This window comes from Staphylococcus pseudoxylosus (assembly GCF_044794325.1).
Taxonomy (GTDB): Bacteria; Bacillota; Bacilli; order Staphylococcales; family Staphylococcaceae; genus Staphylococcus; species Staphylococcus pseudoxylosus.
In genome coordinates, this window is sequence record NZ_CP085024.1 from 2,819,539 (window position 1) to 2,836,034 (window position 16,496).

Below are 16,496 nucleotides of genomic sequence, written 5' to 3' on the forward strand. Positions count from 1 at the left end.
ATAAATAGAGGTGACTTTTTTGCAACTTAATCAAACCAACACCCCTTTTAACAAGGAGCAATTGGTGCTCATAAATCAACTACTACCAATGCTTTCGACAGAACAGCAACATTGGTTAAGTGGTTATCTTATCAATCCAAATACGTCAAAGCCTGAAGACGACACTTCAGCAACACAAGAACCAAACACAACAGACAATACAGAGGATGAAGTAAATGATACAACATCTGTAGTAAATTCAGCGAAACCTATAGATGTTAATATATTATATGGTACAGAAACAGGTAACGCTGAAGAAATTGCCGAAACATTTGAAGGTAAGTTGAAAGAACATAATTTTAATGCACATTTATGGGATATGGATGATTTTCCTAAAGAAACATTAACCGAAGTTGAACATCTCTTTATCATTTGTTCAACACAAGGTGTGGGTGAACCCCCTATTAATGCTTTAGATTTATATGACTACCTTCATAGTGATGAGGCGCCACAGCTAGACACTGTCAACTTTGCAGTATTAGCACTTGGTGACCAAGACTTTCCAGATTTTTGTCAGGCCGGCAAAGACTTCGATCATATTCTAGATGAACTTGGTGCAAATAGAATCGCTGACCGTGTAGATTGTGATTTTGACTTTGAAGAAACTGCCGAGCAATGGATTTCAAATATGCTTGAATTGCTTTCTCAAACATCATCGAATATGGCTACGATTGATGAAGATGATGAAACTGTTACTATAGATGAACCTGAAGTGCCATTTTCTCGATCAAATCCTTTTCAAGCAGAAGTTTTAACAAATAAAGTACTCACACAACCGGAAGCTTCTCGTGAAGTACATCACTTGGAATTATCACTTGAAGGCTACTCTGAGACATACGAACCTGGAGATAGCTTGGTCGTTATACCACACAATGACTTAACATTGGTTTCAAGTTTAATCTCAGCATTAGGTTGGGAATCCGATACTAATGTGCAACTTAGCGACAATGACGCGCCACGCTCACTTAAAGATGTATTGTTATATGATTTTGAAATTTCTAAATTAACTCCCGGGCTCTTACACAACGCGGCAGAATTATTTGGCAACCCAATGTTAAATGCAAATGTCCAAAAACCAGAATGGATTCAGAATTATATATATGGCAGAGATGTGATTGATTTAATTCAAGACTTCACGCCCGTATCCTTAGAACCTCAAATGCTGCCACAACTATTAAGAAAATTACCACCAAGGGAGTATTCTATAGCGAGTAGTAATCAGGTTAACCCTTCCAGTGTCGATATTACAGTTCGTGTTGTTAAGTACGAAGCTCATCGTCGTGAGCGTTTTGGTGTTTGTTCTGTACAACTAGCAGAACGGACGCCTATAGGAGAGAAATTATCTGTATATCTTAAAAAGAATCCAAATTTCAAATTTCCTTATGAAGCTGATACACCAGTGATTATGATCGGAGCGGGAACTGGAATAGCACCATATCGCGCTTACCTTCAAGAGAGAGCTCACTTAGGTCTAAAAGGAGCACAATGGCTCATCTTCGGTAATCAAAATTATCACCACGACTTCCTCTATCAAAGTGATTTAGAGGGCTGGCTTAATGAAGGAGTATTAAGTAAATTAGATTTAGCTTTTTCAAGAGAGACAGAAAATAAAATTTATGTTCAACATCGCATTGAGGAAAATAGTGCTGAATTTTATCAATGGATTACTCAAGGCGCTATTATTTATCTTTGTGGTAATAAAGACGAGATGGCAAGTGGCGTCCATCAATCACTGATTAACGTTCTTAAAAGAGAAGGTAATTACAATCAAGCAGATGCTGAGGACTATTTGACAGAAATGATAAAAAATCAACGTTACCAACGTGACGTATATTAATCGGTTAAACCAGTAACTTAACTTCAATCATGTTTTAATTATCATTAACTATAAAAGTGCTATGCATACACCGATAAACGTAATCTGAATTCACGATGAAATGAGACTCAAATTTCAAAAGGTGGTTATTATATGACACAATTCGCAATCACTTATGACAATGCATTAATACTGATAAATAAGGATTATGATGGTATTCAACTTGAAAGAAAATTGGAAGGTATGAATGTTATTTCAATCGCTCAAGACCCAAACGATAAAAACACTCTTTATTGTGGCACTTTTGATCGTGGTTTATGGAAAAGTGTGGACAAAGGGCAGAATTGGTCCCCTATTGGGACACGTTTCACATACAATAGTCCCTTCAAACATGATGATATTCACATGACTGCTATCACTGCAGTTACAGTTATAGATACAGGCAATCATCATAGTTCGGTGCTCGTAGGTACTGAACCTAGTGCTTTATTCATCTCAAATGATCAGGGTGATTCATTCGAATTACTGACTGATTTTAGTCATATTGCTGGTAAAGAACACTGGTTCTTTCCACCTAGACCACATACACATCATGTGAAATGGTTTGATACAAATACCAAATCACCAAATGTCATTAACCTTACAATTGAAGCTGGTGGTTTTATCCAATCTACAGATTTAGGTCAACATTGGACAGCACCACAAACCCAAGATACACCTATTGATATTCATGTCTTAAAGAGCCATCCAGACTATCCGAATAGATTGTACGGAGTATTAGGTGATGCTTTCTTAAATGGTGGACGTGATACATTTATTGAAAGTGATAATTATGGTAAGACTTGGACAACATTGATTGAAGGAATCGAGCACAGATATGGCTATGGTTTAGCGATAAATTCTCAAAATCCAGATAATATTGTCATCGCTACTTCAAACACTCCATATAACGCACATAACTATGGAGACAACACCTTTTCAACCATTTACACTATTAATAAAGCACAAGACAGTGAGTGGACTGAAGTAACTACAGGGCTACCTTCCCCAAATGGTACATTGATTTCATCTATCACCGAACGAGATGGCACATTTTATATTGCCAATAATAATGGGGTCTATTATTCAGATGATGGTGGTATCAATTGGACAGCATTTGATATAACATGGCCAGATTCACTCACGTCTCAACACGCACATCAATTTATTACTTTCAATTAGAAATTGTTAAACGCATAACCTTAGCGTTTGGTTGCTAGCCAAACGCTAAGGTTATTTTTATGCGCAAACAAAACAACATGCAGGTAAATACCACTTAACCGTAAATACATGCCACTTATATCATTTATGTAGTATTCATAGTTAAAATTGGGGTTATTTATGGCAATAGGAGGTGTGCATTTATGGATTTAGAAATAATTCACGATAATGATTTACCCAAAGGCAAGGTCATCATTCAAAGTCACAAACATACTGAACAACTACCAGATATTATCGCTTGTATGAGACAACTATCTCAAAACAAATTATTCCCCGGAAAATATCAAGATGATATTTACTATATCAAACATCAAGATATTATTAGTTTTCGTATTGAGAATAAAGTTTTAACGATTATAACGTCAGACCATCAATACACCAGTACTCAACGTTTATATGAAGTGAGATCACAAATGAACAAAGGTAGGTATACTGTGTTACCAAGTGAATCTATTACACTATTCTTAATTGGTCTTCGTGTGAACAAATGGTATAAAATCCATAAATGGTTACCCGTTCTTTTAGCTATGCCACCTATGCTCAATGAGTTATTAAAAAACAAGTCTTTTGGCTGTCTATCTTATGAAATGTTTTTTAAATATCGTGGGATGATGGTAGTACAATATTAAGAGTCAAATGAACACCTTTTATTTTATTCAAAAATGCCAAAACACTTAAAAGCATGGCGTAGAATTTCAAAAGCATTAAAGCAGAATGACGCTGTCGGTTTCTACCATGAGACTTATAATTCAGAATCAAAACAATATGAAAATATTTATATCAACATGCCAGACTTTGGACTAGGTAAGGCACGTGATAATCAAGCAGTAAACAAAGAAATACAATCTGCAAAACAAAGACGACGCTCTCAAGGATGACTTTATACCATTGTTTTAACAGTAAATTAATGCAAAATGTAAATAGAAATGGCCGAGACACGATAATTGATGTCCCGGCCATTATTATATTGTTTATATTCACCTTATATATTCGAAGATGCCTGCAGCGCCCATGCCGACGCCTATACACATCGTTACCATACCATATTTTGTATCTGGTCTTTTCTTCATTTCTGATAACAATCTCCCTACCAGCATGGCACCTGTCGCTCCTAGTGGATGTCCTAATGCAATTGCTCCACCATTAACATTCGTCTTCTCAGTATCTAATCCCACTTCTCTCATAGACGCTAAGGTTTGAGATGCAAAAGCTTCATTTAATTCTACTAAATCTATATCGCTAACATCTAAGTCAGCTTGTTTTAACACTTCAGGAATTGCGTAAGCTGGTCCAATCCCCATTAATTTAGGATCTACACCAACAGCTTTGAACCCTACAAAGCGTGCAATGGGCTTAACACCTAATTCCTTAACTTTTTCTCCAGACATGACAACTACAAACCCAGAACCATCTGTTAATGGTGCAGATTGCCCTGCAGTCACTGTGCCGTCAGCCTTAAACACCGTGCGCAGCTTAGCAAGTGCTTCTTTATTTGTGTCGGGTCTAATCAATTCGTCATCTTTAAACACTTCTTTGCTAATAACCGGACCATTTTGATCATAAGTCACCTTATTAACCTCTATAGGAATAATTTCATCTTCAAATTTGCCTGATTGCTGCGCTGCTGCTGCTCTTTGATGACTTTGCACAGCATATGCATCTTGGTCCTCTCTTGAAACATGATATGTTTCAGCAACCATTTCTGCAGTCAATCCCATAGGATAAGAAACACCAGAATCTTCATCTTGAAGTATTGGATTATTCGTCGGTTCATTACCACCCATTGGCACTGCACTCATCAGCTCAATACCACCAGCGACAAGGACATCTGCTTGGTCAGCAATAATTTGATTTGCCGCATGTGCAATCGTTTGAAGTCCTGAAGAACAATAGCGATTCACCGTTTGCCCTGGAACTTCATTAGGCATACCTGCAAGTAATGCAATCGTTCTTGCAATATTCTGACCTTGCAAGCCTTCTGGGAATGAATTGCCGACAATTACATCTTCTACCATGCTTGGCTCAAATGAACCTCCAACTCTTTCTAATACACCTTTTAATACTTTAGCGGCAACCTCATCTGGTCTTTCATGAGCCATTGCACCATTTTTTGCTTTACCAGCTGCTGAACGTCCATAAGCAACAATATATGCATCTCGCATTTAAGTTCACCCTTTCTTATCCTGATTAATGATATTAGTTACGTAGTGGTTTACCTTTTTCTAACATGTGTGAAATTCTGTCATACGTTTTTTGGTTTTGTAAAAGTTCTAAAAATCTCTCTTTTTCAAGTTTTTGCAAATATCTTTGATTAACGTAAGTGTTACGTGGAATATCTCCACCTGACAATACTTCTGCCACTTTCAACGTAATTTCATAATCATAGTCACTGATAAAATGACCCATACGTTGTGCATCTAACTGGCCTTCAGCTAATGCTTTGAAGTCTTTTCCTAACGCTATATATTGTGTTTTTGGCGTTGGTACATAATTTGTTTCTGCTTCATAACGCGCTCTGTTTAAGGCTACCTCTACACGTCTCTCAGTATTTAAAATTACTGTATCTGTGTTTCTTAAATAACCAAATCTGATAGCTTCATAAGCATTAGTTGAAACTTTTGCAAAACCGATTTGCATCAATATATCCGTAATTGATTTTTGTTTATCATCATTTTTATGATTCGTACGTAGCACTCTATCTGTTAATTCAGCAAGGCCACCTCCAGCAGGTAACAAGCCAACCCCTGTTTCAACAAGACCTATATAAGATTCACTTGCAGCAACTACGATTGGTGAATGTAAAACTAATTCACAACCACCGCCTAAGGCTCTACCGTGAACTGCTGTCACAACTGGTTTCAATGAATATTTCAATCTAGAGAAGACGTGGTGTAGTTGTTCAACTGCTGCGCCAACTTCTTCTACTACGCGACCTTCTTCATGTGCTTTTTTCATTTGGAATAAGTTCGCACCAACACTAAAGTTGTTTCCACCACCATAAATGACCATGCTCGTATAGTCTTCGCTTTCTAATTTATTAATTGCATCTAATAAATCATCAAGGAAACCATTTGAAATTACATTATTTTTACTTTGTAGTTTTAATAAAAGTTGATCCTTATTGGCTACTGATAAATTTGAATCCTCTTTATTCCAAATTTCTTCATCAATATATTCTGCTACTGGTGTAATTCGTTCGATAGATTCACCTTCACTATAGAATGGTGCCGTACGTTGCTCTATCCAATCTGGTAGCTGCCCTAACTCTTCTTTCATACGTGATTTCACACGTTCGAATCCCATTAAATCCCATAGTTGAAATGCGCCTAGTTTCCAATTGAACCCCCATACTAATGCGCGATCAATATCTTTAAAGGATTCTGCAGCTTTTGGCACATTAACTGCTGAATAATAGAAATTATTTCTTAATGTTTCCCACAAGAACACACCTGCGTCATCTTGTGCATTAAAGATAACATCTAAGTTATTAGCTAAGTCTTTACTGAATTTACCTAAAATTTCTAATTGTGGTTGCTCGGGCGCTACATATTCATTCTGTTCTGGGTCAAACACATAACGTTTTTTATCTACTTTTTTATAAAATCCTTGTTTAGTTTTATTACCTAATGCACCATTTTCCACTAATTTTTCAGATAGTTTAACATCGTGGAAGAAAGGTTGTTCTTCAGGAATACTTTGCAATCCTTTGATAACCGCTAAAGCAATATCTAACCCAACTAAATCAGATAAACCATACGTCCCCATCTTAGGACGCCCAATACTTCGACCCGTTAATGCATCTACTTCTGTAATAGAAAATCCTTGTTGTTCAGCTCTATACATAATGTCATTCATCGTTTGAGTACCTACGCGGTTAGCAACAAATCCTGGCACGTCATTTGCAACAATGACACCTTTACCAAGTACGTCTTCAGCAAATGCTTGCACACGTGCAATAACTTTATCAGAAGTGTTGCTATTTGGAATGACCTCCACTAATTTCATAATACGTGGTGGATTGAAGAAATGCATTCCAAAAAATCTTTCTTTATCTTGTGTATCAAATACATTTGCGATTGATTCAATTGGAATTCCTGACGTGTTAGTCGCAAATATCGCTTCTTTTTTGGCAACGTCTTTCACTTGATTCCAAACTTGATGTTTAATCTCTACTTCTTCTTTAACGGCTTCTATATAAATATCCGCATCATCTTGTCCTACTAAATCTTCATTGAAATTACCGTAAGATAAATTAGATGCAAATGCTAAATCAAATAATTGTGGACGTTTAGGATTTGTTATAATCTCATATGCTTTTCTTGAAATTTTATTAGGATCATTTTCATCAATCACAATGTCTAACAGTTTTACTTTTAGTCCTGCGTTAACAAGCAGGGCTGCGATTTGACTGCCCATTGTACCTGCGCCTAATACTGTTGCTTTTCTTATCGTCATACTAAACCCTCCAAATTTTTTCTTGAACTACAGATATGTGTGTTAAATAAATGCTGAGTCACCCGTGATTGCTCTTCCAATTACCAAGGCATTAACTTCATGTGTACCTTCATAAGTGTAAATAGCTTCAGCATCTGCAAAGAATCTAGCGATATCATATTCTCCTGCTAAAATACCATTACCTCCATGTACACCACGTCCCATAGCTACAGATTCTCTTAATCTTAATGAGTTCATCATTTTCGCAGTTGAAGTCGCTACTTCATCATACTCTCCATTGCCTTGCATACGAGCAAGCTGTGCACATGTAGCCATTGCTTGCGCTAAATTACCTTGCATCATGGCTAATTTTTCTTGAATTAACTGGAACTTGCTAATTTCTTTACCAAACTGTTTACGTTTTGTTACATAGTCCGTCGTTGCTCTCAAAGCACCAGCCATAGCACCTGTAGCCATATAAGCCACACCAGCACGTGTAGAGTACAAGACTTTCGCAATATCTTTAAAAGAATTGATATTTTGCAAGCGTTTTTCCTCTTTAACGACTACATTTTTCAAACGAATCTTTGCGTTAGGAACAATTCTCAGTGCAATTTTATGTTCTAATAGTTCTATTTCCACACCTTCTTGACTTGGTTCAATGATGAAACCTTTTGGCTTACCTGTATCGACATCAACCGCATATACGGGCATAACATCGGCTACATTTGCACCGCCAATCCACTTTTTCTCACCGTTGATAATCCATTCATCACCTTCTCTTTTAGCTGTCGTTTCTAACCCACCTGCAACATCAGATCCATGCTCTGGTTCTGTAAGTGCGAAACATGTACGCAATTCATGAGATTGTAATTTTGGTAAGTAGTAAGCTTGTTGTTCTTTACTACCACCAAACCAAAATGAATTATGACCTAATCCTTGATGCACACCTAACAATGTCGCTAAAGAGACATCAAATCTTGCTATTGTATAAGACATGAAGAATTGGAACATTTGGCTTGGTGTTTGCGCACCTTCACGCCCTTCAAAAAGTAATGGATTTCTGAAATAATTTAATTTACCCAACTCTTCGAAATAATCTTCTGGTTCAGTAGCATTTAACCAATGCTCATTGACTGAATCTCGGTATTTTTCTTCTAACATGTCATTCAACTGTTTTAGCAGCTTAACTTCACCTTCCGTTAAATCTTTTGCGATGCTTAATATATCCTCTGGGTACAGTGCTTTGATTGTTTCTTCTTTTGTTGGCATAATTAAAACCTCCATTGTAATGTTTGCGCTTACATTTTCGTCGAAAATTTTTTACTTAATAATTATTTTAATTCATCTTTATCTTGAGCTAACTTCTGAGCTTTATCATTCATGTATTTCTGAAGTTCCAACTTATCTGCTTTTGACGTAGAGTTCAATGGCATATGTGTCAGTTTTAGATATAGTCTCGGTATTTTATAACCTGCAATGTTCTCTCGCATATGTTCATCTAACTTACGTTCAAAGTCTGGGTCATCCTCAGTAAGTACAACTGCAGCAGAAACTGATTCACCATATTTAGGGCTATCATATCCGACAACAACACCTTGAGCTACAAGTGGGTGTTCTGATAATACCGCTTCAACTTCGGAAGGTAATACATTCTCGCCACCAGTAATAATCATTTCTTTGCGGCGATCAACGATATAAACATCACCGTCTTCATCTACTTTAGCTAAATCACCAGTTAAGAAATATTCACCATGAAATGTTTTTGCAGTTTCTTCTGGTTTATTCCAATAACCAGGTGTTATGTTATTCCCACGAACCCCAAGTTCACCAATTTCTCCAACTTCCACTTCTTCAAAATTATTATCAAATATGCATATATCCATGAACATTACCGGTTGTCCAATACTACCAGGCTTCTGCGCTCCATTTTCTGGTGTATTAACCATGACGAGTGGTGCTTCAGTTAAACCATAGCCGTTAATAATAGAATATCCCATACTATTAAATTTCTTTTGTACCATTGGTAATGGCGCTGAGCCACCTTGAATTAAGAAATCAATACTTTCAAAATTTTTCAGGTCAAAATTTTCAGCTACTAACATGGCATAATACATCGTTGGAATCTGAATTAAATAATTTGGTTTGTACTGAGCCATCAAATCATTTAAAGATTCTCCATTAAAGTAACGTTGGAGTATAAGTGTGCCACCAGCCATTAATAAAGGTAGCGTCAAATCATTAAATCCTAATACATGGAACATAGGTGTTGAAATAATAGTTGTGTACGTCGAATTAATTTTATAAGTTAGCGCTACATTAATTGGATTATTTACAAAAGAGTCATATGAAAACATAACACCTTTAGGCAACCCCGTCGTACCACTTGTATACATTAACGAAGCTAAATCGCTTCCTTCAACACTTACAGTATTGAAAGGACGATGTTGCGTTGGATCCACAATATCATCATATACTTTTGAATCTATATCCATGTGCAGTAATTCGTCAGCAACGCCTTCTAAACTTGAAACGTGCTTTTCAGCGTAGAAAATGAGTTTCACATTTGAATCAGTAATAACACTATCAATCTCCTGTGTTTTTAGACGCCAATTAATTGGCAAGTAAACTGCGCCTAATTTAAATGAAGCAAACATTAAATCCAATATCGCGACATCATTAGGTGTGAATATACCAACGACATCACCACGTTTAATACCTTGATCTTGTAAATAATTGGCTAAGTTCTCTGCACGAATATTTAAATCTTTATAGGACCATTCAGTGCCTTTGAATGGATCAATCACTGCGGCTTTATTATCATCAAACGTTGCTCTTGTTTTAATCCAGTCGTAGTTCATATTTTTCTCCCCCTTATTTAAATACGATGTTCCGACTTAATTGCTTGAGACAATCCTCCCCATTCATCTTGATAAATATCGCTATTGGTCACTTTGATATCATCTGCAATGATAGGTCTAAATGCCATATGTGCTAAAATATCTTTTTCTAAATCCAAGCCAGGTGCAATCTCAAGAAGTTCCAACCCCTTAGACGTTAATCTAAAAACTGCGCGTTCTGTTACAAAATAAACTTCTTGCTTTAGTTCCAATGCGTTACGGGCGTTAAAATCCGTATTACCAATATGCTTTACAAACTTTGAAGTATGCCCCTCTTGCTTCACAGTTACTTTGTTATTTTCATATGATAGTTGACCCCCGACAACCATCGAACCTGAAAAAACAATGGTATGCACTGTTTGGCTGATGTCTATAAAGCCACCACAGCCATTCATTTTATCTCCAAACTTTGAAACATTTACATTTCCATATTGATCAACTTCGGCAAAACTGAGATACGCTACATCTAAACCACCGTTATAAATGAAGTCCCATGTCATGTCGTGTCTCATACGGGCGCTCAAATTATAGTTCATACCAAATCGTGATCCACTACTGATTAAACCACCGAAAACACCTGTATCGATATTTGGTTGTACCAGATGATTCACTTGTTCTTCAACTAACACATTGGATAATTCATTATTGATGCCAAAACCAATACTGATTACGTCTCCCTCGAGTAAAAATTGAGCTGCACGCCTCAAAATAACTTTACGGGTACCTAAAGCTATATATGGTTCTCGCATCTTAACGATTTGATAATGACCAGAGAGCGCAGGATCATATTGTGTTTGTATGACCTGTCTATGAAGCTTTGGATTTGTATTAATCACTACATAATCCACTAGCTTTCCCGGAATAAATACATCGCTTGGGTTAAAGCTGCCTTTTTCTACAACATCTTTAACTTGAACAATCACTTTTCCTTTATTCCTATGTGTTGCAGCTGCCAAACTATAACCTTCACCTAAATGGGCCTCATGAGTCATATAAATATTTCCATCTGTGTCGGCATATGTACCTCTTAATAGTGCTATATCAATATCAGGAAAATGATACTGTAAATATTTTTGATGATTAATTTCTATCAATGACACTAAATCCTCTGTTGTGCATGTATTGACTTTACCTCCTGAGTAACGAGGATCCACATTAGTATTTAGACCAATTTTAGATATTATGCCTGGTGACGCATCTGTTTTATTTCTATAGTGTGTCGTCATCACGCCTTGTGGTAAATAATATGCTTCAATGTCATTATTACGCATTGCATTGATGGTTTCTGGTGAACCCGTAATGATGCTTGTAATTAATCGCTTAATCATACCCCTTGTAGTAAAAGAATCTAAATCATAACTATCTCCACGATAATCACTAATGTCATTCGCTAGCATAAAAGTAAAATCCTTAAAAGATTGATCTTCATCATTATGTTCGACTAACGTTTTCAATATCTCAGCTGGTAAATTAGCCGTTGATAAGGCTGCCAGAGCTATAACATCACCTTTTTTAATGATACTTGTTAAATCTGAAAATGGAATAATTTTCATATAGGTGTCTCCTATCTTTATTTAATCCAAACTATTATACATAATTTCCCCCTTTTAAAGCCTCTCCTTTTTTAAAAATGTAAGCCCTTACATGTAATATACCATTATTTTTGAAAATTATGCAAAAATTTCAAATTTTACAAACAAACACCTTTCTCAGATTTAATTATAAGTGTATCTAGCAACTAAAAAGCATTTTTCCGTTAATATGCTTCATCTAATTTACCTAATATTATCTATTAATCATCCAGATGCAATAAAACCTGAGAATACACGTGCTGACTGTTTAATAGTGTCCTATTATTCAAGTTATATAACTCAAAAAAATTTGTTTTGTTAAGAAAATTAACGCTTTAAGTTATGTTATTTTACACAAATTTTGAATACTAAAACTTTTATAATAATATGTAAATGTAATATAAATTCAAAGCAAGGGGGCGTTTGATTATGTTATCTGGATTATTAGGACCAATCGTTGATTTAATTGCTGCTTTAGGACTTTAATTTCTTTGATTCAAGATCCATGGACAATACTTCATATTCTGATTTCATAGGCGTCGTGATGATATCAAACTAAACAAGGGGGTGCTTGATTATGTTATCTGGATTATTAGGACCAATCGTTGATTTAATTGCTGCTTTAGGACTTTAATTTGTTAATATAATTGCACACAGACAGGACATTTGTTATAAAAAATCAAACCAAACACTTTCGCCAAATTTATTAAGCGAAAGTGTTTTTTACTTCAAGATATTTCAAATAAGTGTCTGCTTGCTCGCCTTTTTTACATATTTAATCTAAATAGATTGCTTTTTAGTTTGCCCTTCGATGAATATGCGTTATATTATTGTTAACCAGTTAACAATAAAGAGGTGTACTATGAATAAAGAAAATGTCATTAAATCAATCACTAAGTTGATTCAGATTAAAGAAAATCAACAACGTCATTTTTCGTTAGATGATAACCAAGACAATTTATCAATCACACAGTTTCATATACTAGCTATTATTTTAAAAGAGCAAAATGTTAATAATAGAATGTTAAAAGAGCAACTTAAAATTTCTGCACCTGCTATTACAAAGGCTACAAAAAAGTTGATCCAGCTAGAATATATTGCAGAAGATAAAAGGCAAGATAATAAAAAGATATATTATAAGCTGTTAAACAAAGGTATTGCATACGCAAATCTACACGAACATATGCATAATCAAATTATAAATAAATATTTATCCATTTTAGAGAAATATAATGATGAAGAACTAGCAACTATTGATATTTTTATTAAAGATTTAACAAATGCATTAGAGGGGTGACAACGTGGACAAAATCATATTAAAAGAACAAATCGAAAACTTATACAATGATATTTTAATTAATTTAGATATAGAACAAATCCCTAAATACTTTGCAGAAGATTATATTCAAATTACTGACCACAAAGTATCTAATATCGACGAATTAAAAATCAAGAACGATGTATAAATGCGTTTATATCAAAACATAAAAATCTAATTTGCATGTAAATGGCAGTGTCTAAAAATTAGTCACTATTTTATTCATCTTTTGGTTTGTAGAATGATAATATATTTATTTGCCTCATATTTGGTTTTAATAGCTATAAAAGTAACTCTTAATTCTCCAAAATATGACCTTTAAAATTCAAATAAAGGCATATAATAAAAAGCGCTTAACAGCATTAATTAATCTGTTAAGCGCTTTATTAACCTTGATCACAGCAATATTTAATTAATATTTCTTTTGGTGTGATACAGTATGAATAAAATTATAAACACCAGCCACCATTATAAATGGTAATAAGAAATCTATTAGTGAAGGACTTTATTGATACAGAGTTGGCAATGCTGATATTGTTTTCCATGTTAGTAATGATTATGTGACAAGCGCTAAGATTTCTTGAAAAATTACTTTAACAGCAACTATTATTAGGAGTGATTTTTAACAGAGTATTTGTATCTTTAAATAATATAAAAAGTATGAAAATTAATACCTTTGATAATGATTTGGCTTATATCTTATAATTTATGAAGAAAGCATACAGAAAAAATAAAGAAAGGAGTTCTGTATGAAAAAACATATTTTTATTATAGGTACTGGTTTAAGTGGTTTAGTTACAGCAACAGAATTATTAAAAAAAGGACACAAAGTTACGATGCTCGACCAAGAACCTCGTCAAGCAATTGGAGGACAAGCATTTTGGTCATTTGGCGGTTTATTTCTTGTTAATTCTAAAATACAAAAAAGGTTAGGCGTCAAAGATTCATATGAATTAGCACTAAATGACTGGTTAAGTTCAGCTAAATTTGATCGTTTGAAAGATGAAGATTACTGGGCGTATCAATGGGCAAAAGCTTATGTAAAGTTTGCAACATTTGAAAAAGAGGATTATTTAAAAGAAATGGGCATTAAACTAACTCCTATTTTAGGTTGGGCAGAAAGAGGTGGAACGTCGGCTTCCAACCATGGAAATTCAGTACCCCGTTTTCATGTAACGTGGGGGACTGGCCCAGGGTTAATAGAACCTTTTATTAAATATGTATTTAATAAAGAGAAAGAAAATCAGTTTGAATTGTTACCAAGACATCAAGTTGATGAAATAATTATTCAGAATAATGAAATCAAACAAATTAAGGGAAACATCCTTGAACCAAGTGATGTGGAACGGGGGAGCCCATCATCTCGTAATATAATGGCTCACTTTTCTTTAGATGTAGATTATCTAGTAATTACAACAGGAGGAATAGGCGCTAATTTCGATCTGATTAAAAAAAACTGGCCAAAACGTTTAGGAGCTCCTCCCGAAAATATGATTCAAGGCGTTCCTGACTCTACAGATGGTAAAGCTATAGAAATATCTGAGAATTCTGGCGTAAATGTAGTTAACAAAGATCGTATGTGGCATTATACAGAGGGAATTCAAAACCATAGCCCTATATGGAATAAGCATGGCATTAGAATTACCCCGGGTCCCTCATCACTATGGTTTGACGCTAGAGGCAATAGGCTGAAATCTCCGGACTATCCGGGATTTGATACTCTTCACACGTTAGAAAGTATTATGAGTACAGGATATGATTATTCATGGTTTATATTAACAGAAGATATTATAAAAAAAGAATTTATCCTTTCAGGATCCGAACAAAATCCAGATCTAACAAATAAAGATATTAAATTATTAATTAAAGAGAGGTTGCTAGGACGATCTACAACTCCAGTAGCTAAATTTTTAGATAAAGGAGCAGATTTTGTAATAGCTGAAAATTTAAAAGATTTAGTCATCAAAATGAATGATATAACAAAAAATAAACTTATTGATTATGAAACAATAAAAGAGCAAATTGAAGCTCGTGATTTACAAATAGATAACAAATTTAATAAAGACCCCCAAGTCACTTTTATTAATGGGACTCGAAAATTTTTAGGAGATAAATTGTTGCGTACAGCAAAGCCTCATAAAATTTTAGGAGGCAAAAATGGAAAGTTAATTGCAATTAAACTGCATATAATAAGTAGAAAAACATTAGGGGGTATTCAGACTGACTTAAATGGAAATGCTTTAGGTAAAAACAATAAACAAATTTTAGGACTATATGCTGCTGGTGAAGCCTCCGGATTTGGAGGGGGCGGATTACATGGATACAGAGCTTTAGAAGGAACATTTTTAGGCGGTTGTATCTTCAGTGGTATAAGAGTTGCAAAAGGTATAGACAAAAAATAACTTTTTAATATAATTTGTGTCCTCCCCTACTACAACTTTATAAGTAAACTAAAAAAGTATAGTGCCTATATCAACCCAAATCCCTGACCAATGGCATATCGAAAGGATTTTTGGTGTAAGTGTGACTAGGCAGCTCTTTATAATTTCTCTAAAGTGAATTATCCCTTCATGTTTTTAAAAAAGAGAAATAACAATTAGGCATATCTGAGCATATATAATTAATGTCATTACAAATGACTCAATATTATAGATAAAAAATAATTAAAGACATTAGCATTTGACCTAACATACCAGCTTTGGTAGTAAGCGCAGCACCTAAGTAAGGCATTAAAAAGATATTAACAGTTATAAAAATAACTCCAAAAATTATGTGTCGAAAATAAGTATGGACATGAGTATAGCAAACATTATAGTAATATCTTTAAATATATTAATTTAATTATAATAGATAAGGTTCATCGCCTTAAAGTACAACATTTAGAACAAAGAAGAGCTATTTATGATGAATGGAATTTATCAATGATATTTATTGGTATACCAAGTATAAAGAAAGCAACGTAACATATTAAATTACGTTGTTTTTTCTCATTTATTAAGTAAAACCTGTCCCATATACAAACTAAAGTGACAATAGCATTTTACAAGCACTTTTTATTGTTCGATTAGGGCAGAATCTAAATATACAAAAATAAAATGAACTAATCATTAAAGTGACAAAATCGTAAGTCAAATTCGATTTTCATTTTTTATCCCCCC

11 protein-coding genes and 2 pseudogenes are annotated in these 16,496 nt (G+C 34.6%); 7 read left to right on the forward strand and 6 right to left on the reverse strand.

Features of this window, described 5'->3' with window-relative positions; genetic code table 11:
• Positions 1–64 precede the first annotated feature (64 nt).
• From LG295_RS13435 to LG295_RS13445, 3 genes and pseudogenes are all read left to right on the forward strand, one after another.
• On the forward strand, positions 65–1,876 hold the full coding sequence (locus LG295_RS13435; protein ID WP_318832468.1) for a flavodoxin domain-containing protein: 1,812 nt from the start codon (positions 65–67) through the stop codon (positions 1,874–1,876).
• Between the two features lie 132 nt (positions 1,877–2,008).
• Positions 2,009–3,076, forward strand: coding sequence for a sialidase family protein (locus tag LG295_RS13440; protein ID WP_107558316.1), 1,068 nt, complete (start codon positions 2,009–2,011; stop codon positions 3,074–3,076).
• 281 nt (positions 3,077–3,357) lie between these two features.
• Positions 3,358–3,993, forward strand: a pseudogene (locus LG295_RS13445) (monooxygenase family protein).
• Positions 3,994–4,092: 99 nt separating this feature from the next.
• Here the strand turns inward: LG295_RS13445 and LG295_RS13450 are convergent.
• From LG295_RS13450 to LG295_RS13470, 5 genes are all read right to left on the reverse strand, one after another.
• Positions 4,093–5,277: a thiolase family protein gene (locus LG295_RS13450; protein ID WP_107530679.1), complete on the reverse strand. Its 1,185-nt coding sequence runs from the start codon at positions 5,275–5,277 to the stop codon at positions 4,093–4,095.
• 34 nt (positions 5,278–5,311) lie between these two features.
• Complete coding sequence (locus tag LG295_RS13455) at positions 5,312–7,570, reverse strand: 3-hydroxyacyl-CoA dehydrogenase/enoyl-CoA hydratase family protein (RefSeq protein ID WP_107558319.1); 2,259 nt, start codon at positions 7,568–7,570, stop codon at positions 5,312–5,314.
• A 42-nt stretch (positions 7,571–7,612) separates the two neighbouring features.
• Positions 7,613–8,821, reverse strand: coding sequence for an acyl-CoA dehydrogenase family protein (locus LG295_RS13460; protein WP_107530677.1), 1,209 nt, complete (start codon positions 8,819–8,821; stop codon positions 7,613–7,615).
• Positions 8,822–8,883: 62 nt separating this feature from the next.
• On the reverse strand, positions 8,884–10,410 hold the full coding sequence (locus LG295_RS13465; RefSeq protein ID WP_107558320.1) for a class I adenylate-forming enzyme family protein: 1,527 nt from the start codon (positions 10,408–10,410) through the stop codon (positions 8,884–8,886).
• Positions 10,411–10,427: 17 nt separating this feature from the next.
• The gene (locus tag LG295_RS13470; protein WP_318832470.1) at positions 10,428–12,002 is read right to left on the reverse strand and encodes a malonate decarboxylase subunit alpha; all 1,575 of its coding nucleotides are present in this window, start codon (positions 12,000–12,002) and stop codon (positions 10,428–10,430) included.
• Positions 12,003–12,882: 880 nt separating this feature from the next.
• Between LG295_RS13470 and LG295_RS13475 the strand changes: the two genes are divergently transcribed.
• From LG295_RS13475 to LG295_RS13485, 3 genes are all read left to right on the forward strand, one after another.
• Positions 12,883–13,317, forward strand: coding sequence for a MarR family transcriptional regulator (locus tag LG295_RS13475; protein ID WP_158262626.1), 435 nt, complete (start codon positions 12,883–12,885; stop codon positions 13,315–13,317).
• Positions 13,318–13,321: 4 nt separating this feature from the next.
• Entirely contained in the window at positions 13,322–13,486 is a 165-nt protein-coding gene (locus LG295_RS13480; RefSeq protein ID WP_199186510.1) for a hypothetical protein, read from the forward strand.
• A 601-nt stretch (positions 13,487–14,087) separates the two neighbouring features.
• A complete protein-coding gene (locus tag LG295_RS13485) occupies positions 14,088–15,740 on the forward strand; it encodes an FAD-binding dehydrogenase (RefSeq protein ID WP_107530672.1) in 1,653 nt (550 codons plus the stop codon).
• Between the two features lie 244 nt (positions 15,741–15,984).
• Here the strand turns inward: LG295_RS13485 and LG295_RS13490 are convergent, their stop codons facing one another.
• A complete protein-coding gene (locus LG295_RS13490; RefSeq protein ID WP_404476897.1) occupies positions 15,985–16,068 on the reverse strand; it encodes a hypothetical protein in 84 nt (27 codons plus the stop codon).
• Between the two features lie 32 nt (positions 16,069–16,100).
• Here LG295_RS13490 and LG295_RS13495 point away from each other — a divergent pair.
• Positions 16,101–16,292 (forward strand): annotated as a pseudogene (locus tag LG295_RS13495) (ATP-binding protein); the annotation flags it as partial.
• Positions 16,293–16,496 lie beyond the last annotated feature (204 nt).

Coding starts and splice junctions, on each gene's coding strand:
- LG295_RS13450 (WP_107530679.1), bottom strand. CDS start 5,277: ATGCGAGATGCATATATTGTTGCTTATGGACGTTCAGCAGCTGGTAAA.
- LG295_RS13455 (WP_107558319.1), bottom strand. CDS start 7,570: ATGACGATAAGAAAAGCAACAGTATTAGGCGCAGGTACAATGGGCAGT.
- LG295_RS13470 (WP_318832470.1), bottom strand. CDS start 12,002: ATGAAAATTATTCCATTTTCAGATTTAACAAGTATCATTAAAAAAGGT.
- LG295_RS13465 (WP_107558320.1), bottom strand. CDS start 10,410: ATGAACTACGACTGGATTAAAACAAGAGCAACGTTTGATGATAATAAA.
- LG295_RS13490 (WP_404476897.1), bottom strand. CDS start 16,068: ATGCCTTACTTAGGTGCTGCGCTTACTACCAAAGCTGGTATGTTAGGT.
- LG295_RS13440 (WP_107558316.1), top strand. CDS start 2,009: ATGACACAATTCGCAATCACTTATGACAATGCATTAATACTGATAAAT.
- LG295_RS13460 (WP_107530677.1), bottom strand. CDS start 8,821: ATGCCAACAAAAGAAGAAACAATCAAAGCACTGTACCCAGAGGATATA.
- LG295_RS13485 (WP_107530672.1), top strand. CDS start 14,088: ATGAAAAAACATATTTTTATTATAGGTACTGGTTTAAGTGGTTTAGTT.
- LG295_RS13475 (WP_158262626.1), top strand. CDS start 12,883: ATGAATAAAGAAAATGTCATTAAATCAATCACTAAGTTGATTCAGATT.